Genomic DNA, 5,896 nt, shown 5'->3' on the forward strand with positions numbered 1-5,896 from the left:
TGGGGGGGGGGGGGGGGGGGTGTCCCCCCCCCCCCCCCCCCGCGGCCGCATGCGCCGCGGCGCCACGGCCGAGTAGCCCAACCCAGCCCTCCCTCAGCGGAGGGCGCCCAGAGCCCCATGGCCTCAGCACGAGGTCATGGGGCTCTTTGCATGCCAGGCCCGCGGCGTCCGCTCGCGAGCCAGGCTGTTGACGCGGAGCCAACCACATCCGGAGTTAGTTAGTGGCCCATCCCGGCGGCCTTGGGCAACCGCCTCCTGGCAGCTGACCAGCGCCTGCACAAGGCAACGTCCGGTTTGGCGGTCAGAGAAAACGTGGCGCAGTTGTCGCAGCTTTCGCAGCCTGGGCACGGTCAAAGCGGGCGGCGAAGTCAGCCAGGAAGATGCTCTTGTGGTCGGCCACTGTCTTGGCGCCGTGATAGTTGCCAAAGGCCAGCGCCCGGTTGCGGCTGTCGGTCCAGTATCGCGGCTCGGAGGCGACGTAGGAGCCGCCCCAACCGCGCCCGGTTGGATCATCGGGGTTGCGGCCAGGGTCGATCAGATAGAGCACAGAGAAGCTGTCTCCCATCTTCAGGCCATCGACTCTCTGCGTGCCGTCGAAATCTCCGTAGAGGTCTTGCGTGCAGGCAATGAAGAGCTCTCCGAGCGTGCCGTGTCCGCGCGCGTTCGGGCCGGGCCAAAACCTGTCAGGCGTGTTGGCGCCGCTGGGCGGAGCGTAAATGCCTCGTCCGCTGGTGGCGCCGTTGATCCACCAGATCCGGCCCTTCCAGCGCGCCAGAAGATAACGGTGCGCGTTCGGGTCTTGCCCATCCACGCCGCTCGAGATGAGCCGGATGTTCGGAGCTATGGTTGGGTCATCGTGAAGCGCCTGTGCCACGTCCCCGTGACTACCCCAGGTGAGCAGATAGAGCGGGCTTCCTGGACTGGCGGACTTGGCGGCCGCGATGATGGCCCGCGACGAACTGGTGGGCCGGGAGAAGCCTGCCTCTGGTTGCCGGGTCGGAAAGCCTTCATGAACAATGCTGCGCAGAAAATCCGCGGTTGGATAACCCGCCGAGTGGGTCAGGAGCTTGGCGCGATCCGCCTCATAAGCCGCGATCACGGAATGGATTGCGGCCACTCTGCCGGAGCCCAGCATGGCCGCCGACGATCCCAGGCCAACGATGTCCAACTGATCGGAGTAAAGCAGCAAATGGATGAGGCTCTGCATGTCATCCTTGTCCGAGCCACCGGCGTCGGTCGTGACGAAGACGCGATGCCTCGCTGTGTTCCCTGTGGACGCCTGAGCAGGAGCTCGGGCTACTTCGTCCAGGATCACGTTGCATCCAAGCAGAGGAGTGGCCAGGGCCAAACCACTCCACAGGATGCGGCGGCGCGCTAGGGAAGTATTGGTGCTCACAGAAAACTTTCGACCATCATATCTGGAAGGCTCCACTGCTCCGCTTCCGCGGCATTTTTTCGGCAAGGATGACAATCGGTTCGCGAAGCCCGCACCGCGCAGCTTGCGGCATAGCGTATTGCCATCACCGTCCGGCAGAACGGTGTCCGGCACGACGGCATCAAAGCACATGTCGCGCTCGCCTAGCAGCTCATCGACCTCGGCCACAGTGCCGCGCAATAGGCGCGGAGCCACCATCAGCCCGGCCACCGGGACGGACAGGACCACGATCAACCCGATGATGGACCATCGCTGCTCGACCTCGGCGAACTCGGCATGAAGGAACGGGGCCCAAGCCATGAATGACAAGCCGAACCTGGACCGCTTCGTGCAGGCGCAGGAGCCGGTGATCGACCAGGTGCGGCGCGAGCTGCGGGCCGGCCAGAAGGTCACGCACTGGATGTGGTTCGTGTTCCCCCAGCACCGCGCCCTCGGCCGCAGCTCCACCGCCAAGCGCTTTGGCATTGCGTCGCTGGCCGAGGCGCAGGCCTACATGGCGCACCCGGTCCTGGGGCCGCGGCTGGTCGAGTGCGTCGATTTGGTCCTGGCGGTCGGAGGACGGTCGGCGAACCAGATCTTCGGCAGCCCGGACGACCTGAAGTTCCGGTCGTCCATGACGCTGTTCTCCATAGCGCTGTCCGACTAGGCTGCCTTCGTGGAGGCAATCGAGCAGTATATCGACGGCACGCCGGATCCGCTCACCCACGATGCGCTCGGAGCGGTTTGACCAAAGACAGGGGTGGTAACTCGTTGGCCGAGAAGCACCGCAGTGAAATCCCGCACCTGCTGTTCAGGGTAGGCCAGCAGCTCGCGCATGGCGGTCGCGTCACCGTGGCTGCCACGACGGCCAAGCGGTGGAAGGCGTCCGGCCGCAGCCCCGGCAGCGTAATCGCTCCTGCTGGCCGATTTGGTGAAGGTCCGCTTGGGGTCCCAACACCCTCTCCAGGTCCGCCTTCGACCATCGAACGGTCGATTGGCAGGCGTCGCACTGGAGGGTGATGCCCTCATTCAGTTCTAGCTCACGGAGCTTCATCTATCATCCACAAGAACAATCTGCGGTTGGTAACGCCCTGGGACATATCCTGCATTGCGCCTAGCATTGAGTAACGCTTAAGGTAAAATACCGGCGGGACAAACATGCTCTACCCGGCCTGAGTGCAACGCGGCCATTCGGGAGACCGCAGCATGCCCGACACGAACCTTACGGTCTTTGATCCGTTCAACAGCAACCTCCTGGCAGGAAGAGTCGCTGTGGCGACAGAAGACAGGGAGGTGGTGCAGCTTGCGGAGAGGTTCATTGCGGATGAAGAGGCGAAGGAGCTGAAGTTGGTCCGGTTCTGCGACATGGCCCGGCCCTGGTCCGCTGCAGATCACCGCGAGCTTGAAACCTATTTTGCCAGCGCCACAGGCTATCACGAGCGAATGGCTGCGATCACGCAGGCACACGTCACCACCCCCGCCGGCCTGTTGGCCCAGGCCCAGGTGTTGCTCTGGCACTCGCGCCACCCGAGTGGCGACGAGGTACATCTCTGGAACCTGGGGAACGCGGTGTTCCGCGTCCTGGGCGAGCCGCTGCCGGCCTGGGTGGCGGAGCTTGCCGAGGAGCCGCAGGAGTAAACAACCTCCCGACCGAATGCACCGGCGGCGTCTGGTTCGGCAGGAAGGCGACCTCAAGGTGACGCCACCACCCATGTCCGGTCGGATTTCCAACGAAAACAGGCATTAAGGTGGAAGTATTTCCCTGAAAACTCTACTCTAGGTCCAGTAGGACGAGGAGTGGTCAGGCGTGAGCGACAATCCGGATATCCCCCATGACCCCACCTTGCCCCGCTTGGCCGGCAAGCCCATCCGCGACGGTAGCGGTGTGTTCTCCCGTGTGCTGAGGGCGACAGCCACCACGCGGCGCCACCGTGCCCGCCAGATGCGAAATGCTGGCGACGCTGCCGGCGCGGACCGCGAGGATCATGACGCCGCCTACCTCGAGCGTCAGTCGGACCGCCAATGCGATCCGCTGCTCGCCGCCGGGGCTCCTCTGATGCGGGGCAACAGCGGCGAGGTGGTGGTTGCGCCGGCGCCGGAGTTCGGACCGGACGTGTTCCAGAAGGCTGTGCAGCAGCCCCCTGACATGCTGGCCGCCGAGGCCAGCGAGCAGCGGATGATGATGACGGCAGGAGTTTCCAAGTCGGCGCTCACACTGGCGCTGGAGATGGCAGAGAGCATCGGTGCGCAGACCGCGCTGGAGCGCAACCTTGTCCATCAGATTGCAGCGACGCAGGTGGTTGGCATGGAGATGCTGGCCAAGGCACATGCCTCCCTGGCGCTGGCTGCGCCCTGGGTGCCCGGAGAGCGACAGCAGATGCAGAGCATCGAGGCGGCCAGGATGGCGAGGGCGGCGGCGCGGGTGCTCGAATGCTCGCAACGCGGCGCGCTCACCCTGGATCGGCTGCGGAACGGCGGCCGGCAGACTGTCACGGTGCAGCACGTTACGGTGCAGGAAGGCGGGCAGGCGGTGATCGCGGGCACGCTGAAGCGGGGGAGGGGGGGTCGAAAGTGAGCGACCCTCTTCCGCCCCAAGCCAAACCTCGGCCCGGGGCGCGAACGCCGGAGGGTCTGGAGCGGTGTCGCAAGGCGACGTGGAAGCACGGGCGTCGCAGCGCCGAGGCCATCGCCGGGCAAAGGCTGCGCGGCCAGGCACGGCGGATCGTCGCAGACCTCGACGCCCTGATCCGCGAGGCGGAAGCCGCCTGCGTGGAGCTGGAGATGGGTGCCGACCTGGCCGACGCTGTGGCGGAGAGCCAACCGCCGACCTGTCACGAAGGCGGCCGCTTCATCGACTGAGCATGAGTGCACGCCCCGCGCTGTCCTTTCTGGCGCCACACCTCGCTTCCGAGCGGCAAGCCTGACTTCGCCTCCATTGGGAGGAAGGGCACGGATTGGAGTTGACCATTCCGGATCCGGGTGGGCAGCGTTCCAGTGCCTAGTCTGTGGCCATGCGGGAGGCCTCCCATGTCGGGTTCCTCGTGCTCACGCCGGTGGTTGGTGCAAGCGGCCGCGCCATTCCTCGCCGCGTTCGCGAACCTGAACGCAGCCGCCAAAGCCCAGCCAGGCTCTGTCCCGCCTGCTGCCCGGCAGGCTCTGGCGCCGACCGGGCGGCTCCGGGCGGCGTTGATCGTCTCCAATCCCGTACTGGTCAGGCGCGACGTCGCAACGGGCAATCTTGGCGGCGTTTCCGTCGAGCTGGCGACGGCCCTGGCGGAACATCTCGGCATGCCGCTGGAGCCGGTGCCCTACGCCAACCCGGCCCGCTATGCCGAGAGCCTCTCGCGTGAGATCGCCTGGGACGTCGGCTTTGCCGCACGTGACCCAGCGCGTGGCGAGTTCGTGGACTTCAGCCCGAACTTCATGGAGGTGGACAACGTCTTCCTGGTGCCCGCGGGATCACGGCTTACGCAGCTGTCCGAGGTAGACCAGCCGGGCGTCCGTGTGGCTGTACCGCAGGGTAGCGCACCGGACCTCTTCCTGACCCGGACATTGAGGAACGCCGAGGTGGTGCGCGTGCCCGGCGGTGCGGACCAAGCGGCAGAAGTTCTCTCCTCCGGCCGCGCAGATGCCTATGGAGAAAACGCGCATCTCCTGCACAACGTCTTGGGGCGGATCCCGGCGGGCGCGCGGATGCTCGATGGCCGCTTCAACGTCGTGCAGATGGCCATCGCGGTACCGAAAGGACGTGATCCGACCGCGCTGGAGTTCCTCACGCAATTCGTGGCTCAGCTGAAGCGCGACGGGACTGTAGCGCGTGCAATTGAGGCCGCGGGTCTACGCGGAGTGCATGTCGCGTCCGACTGAGGCAACGCCTCAACCCGTCGAGTTCGCCGACGGCAGTCAGGCCGCGATTGCGCTGGGAAGCGGGGACTCAGCCGCAGCCCGGTCCGGCCCGAGCAGCACCGGTTACCCGGCCCTGGCGCATCTCGTAGCTGGTGGTGCAGCTCGCCAGGCCGCTGCCCCCACCAAAGCCCAGACCAAGGCCCGTTCCAACGCCGGTCCCCCTGCGGCCGCCGCCAGAAAAGCTGCCGATGCCAAATCCAATCGAGGGCGTCACTAAAGGAGCAGAAGACCCAGCCCTGTCATAGGACAACACCCGCCTGCCATCCTGCTCATAAACCCGGTCAGGTACCCCGAGATTGGAGACCAGCGCTGCCTCAGAGGTTCCGATCCATGTCGTTGGGTCCGGCGGAGCCGGACCGGCGCAAGCCGCCGGCAGCAAGAGAAGCAGGGGAATGAGCTTGCGCATTGAAGGGACCGCATTGTTTGCCCGAGCCTCAACGCGCCAGGCCGGATCTGAGATGCCTGAGCATGTTGATGAGCCTCCTGGCCGACGGACAAGCGAATCCTCGAGCTGCGCCCTGCGAGTGGACGGCGTCTCTGGCACGGCAAGCTGTCCCAGTTGAAGTATAGACTGGT

Annotated in this window: 6 protein-coding genes; 5 read left to right on the plus strand and 1 reads right to left on the minus strand. The window is 65.7% G+C overall.

Going from position 1 to position 5,896, the window contains the following annotated elements; all coding sequences use genetic code 11:
* Positions 1–301 precede the first annotated feature (301 nt).
* A complete protein-coding gene (locus ACFHPP_RS30170; RefSeq protein WP_437166931.1) occupies positions 302–1,735 on the minus strand; it encodes a nucleoside hydrolase-like domain-containing protein in 1,434 nt (477 codons plus the stop codon).
* On the opposite strand from ACFHPP_RS30170, the gene ACFHPP_RS30175 reads away from it, so the two are divergent.
* The 5 genes from ACFHPP_RS30175 to ACFHPP_RS30195 all read left to right on the plus strand — a co-directional run bounded on the left by ACFHPP_RS30175 (position 1,734) and on the right by ACFHPP_RS30195 (position 5,281).
* Entirely contained in the window at positions 1,734–2,081 is a 348-nt protein-coding gene (locus ACFHPP_RS30175; RefSeq protein WP_437166932.1) for a DUF1810 domain-containing protein, read from the plus strand. The genes ACFHPP_RS30170 and ACFHPP_RS30175 overlap by 2 nt on opposite strands.
* A 539-nt stretch (positions 2,082–2,620) precedes the next feature.
* Positions 2,621–3,052, plus strand: coding sequence for a hypothetical protein (locus ACFHPP_RS30180; RefSeq protein WP_437166933.1), 432 nt, complete (start codon positions 2,621–2,623; stop codon positions 3,050–3,052).
* Positions 3,053–3,221: 169 nt separating this feature from the next.
* Positions 3,222–3,989 carry a hypothetical protein gene (locus ACFHPP_RS30185; RefSeq protein WP_437166934.1) on the plus strand — a complete coding sequence of 256 codons (768 nt, stop codon included), beginning with the start codon at positions 3,222–3,224 and terminating at the stop codon, positions 3,987–3,989.
* Positions 3,986–4,273: a hypothetical protein gene (locus tag ACFHPP_RS30190; RefSeq protein WP_437166935.1), complete on the plus strand. Its 288-nt coding sequence runs from the start codon at positions 3,986–3,988 to the stop codon at positions 4,271–4,273. The genes ACFHPP_RS30185 and ACFHPP_RS30190 overlap by 4 nt, the downstream gene beginning before the upstream one ends.
* A 168-nt stretch (positions 4,274–4,441) precedes the next feature.
* On the plus strand, positions 4,442–5,281 hold the full coding sequence (locus tag ACFHPP_RS30195; protein WP_437166936.1) for a transporter substrate-binding domain-containing protein: 840 nt from the start codon (positions 4,442–4,444) through the stop codon (positions 5,279–5,281).
* Positions 5,282–5,896 lie beyond the last annotated feature (615 nt).

The sequence above is a fragment of the Falsiroseomonas sp. E2-1-a20 genome (assembly GCF_051433195.1).
Classification (GTDB): Bacteria; Pseudomonadota; Alphaproteobacteria; order Acetobacterales; family Acetobacteraceae; genus Falsiroseomonas.